The organism is Thermomonas beijingensis (genome assembly GCF_020034655.1).
Classification (GTDB): Bacteria; Pseudomonadota; Gammaproteobacteria; order Xanthomonadales; family Xanthomonadaceae; genus Thermomonas; species Thermomonas beijingensis.
Map to the genome: position 1 here is coordinate 1 of NZ_JAIQDJ010000041.1, position 1,213 is coordinate 1,213.

Below are 1,213 nucleotides of genomic sequence, written 5' to 3' on the forward strand. Positions count from 1 at the left end.
CGTGACGAACCCGCCAGCAAGCGCATCAACAACGTCTATCTGGCCGGCAGCCTATTGGCCGAAATCACCCGCCCCATCGGCAGCAACGCGCCCACCATCAGCTACTTCCACACCGATGCATTAGGCAGCCCCATCGCCAAAACCAATGCCGCCGGCGCTATTATCGAAACCAGCGAGTACGAACCGTATGGGAGGTTACTCAACCGACAAAACGATGACCGCGCCGGGTACACCGGGCATGTGATGGATGCTGTGTCCGGGCTGACGTATATGCAGCAGCGCTATTACGATCCGGGGATCGGCGCGTTCCTGTCCGTCGATCCCGTCACGGCTTACAGCAATCCGGTGGGGGCGTTTAATCGGTACCGTTATGCCAGCGGGAATCCTTATCGGTTTACTGATCCGGATGGGCGTTGCGCTGATCGTTATAAAGACGGCTCTTGTAGAGTGATTGTTGACTCCGCTACTGGGGATGACGGGCATAAAGCTGGAAAACAGCTTGAAGCCACACTAAATAGATACGATAGAGCAATTAATAAGCTTGGCGATGATGTCAGATTTACAGTCGTAGGTATAAACCGAATGGGCTCTATCGGTGTATTGACGGGAAAAGAAATCAAGACAATTTGGAATAGTCAGCATGTCAGAATCGTTCCGGCATCGGCCATTCCACGGAATGGTGGCGCAGGTGGTTTTACATCGCCCGGGAGGACGCATTTTTCGCCTGAGGCTGTGTCAAAGTATGCGGCGCTTCCTTCAGGTGTCGAGTCGCTTTTGTTTCATGATTTTTCCCATTTAACCCAAGCCGGGATTGACGCGGAAGTTGGGAATGTGGGTGCAACGAGCGGCCCTGGATTTATCGAGCGAGAGATGAAAGTGCACACCATTGGGAGTGTGATGGCGAAATCTGTTGGAGCACCATTCAATTGCAAAACTTCTAGGTATGGGTGCTACTGATGAAATCCGCCATGATCACGTGCGTTTGCATTGCGCTCGCTGGATGCGCATCGAGTGCCGATACAATAGAATTCACGCGCTTCGAAAATTCCAGCGGCGAAGTTATCTCGCTAACGCGTAATGCAGTCATCATTCGCGGGGCGAGTTCAACTCTGATTCGCAACAGTGTTGATTGATTCCCCGTTGAGGACTTCGAGGGGCGTTTTGAAGCCGAGTATCTTTCTGGGGCGGTTGTACAAGCGCTGCTCGACCCAAC

At 52.8% G+C, this 1,213-nt stretch carries 1 protein-coding gene and 1 pseudogene; one reads left to right on the forward strand and one right to left on the reverse strand.

The features are described from left to right. The coding region (locus K7B09_RS13060; protein WP_425507868.1) for an RHS repeat-associated core domain-containing protein at positions 1-957 on the forward strand (957 nt) is incomplete at its 5' end. 146 nt (positions 958-1,103) lie between these two features. On the opposite strand, the pseudogene K7B09_RS13065 reads toward K7B09_RS13060, so the two are convergent. Continuing rightward, positions 1,104-1,213: pseudogene (locus tag K7B09_RS13065) on the reverse strand (IS30 family transposase); the annotation flags it as partial.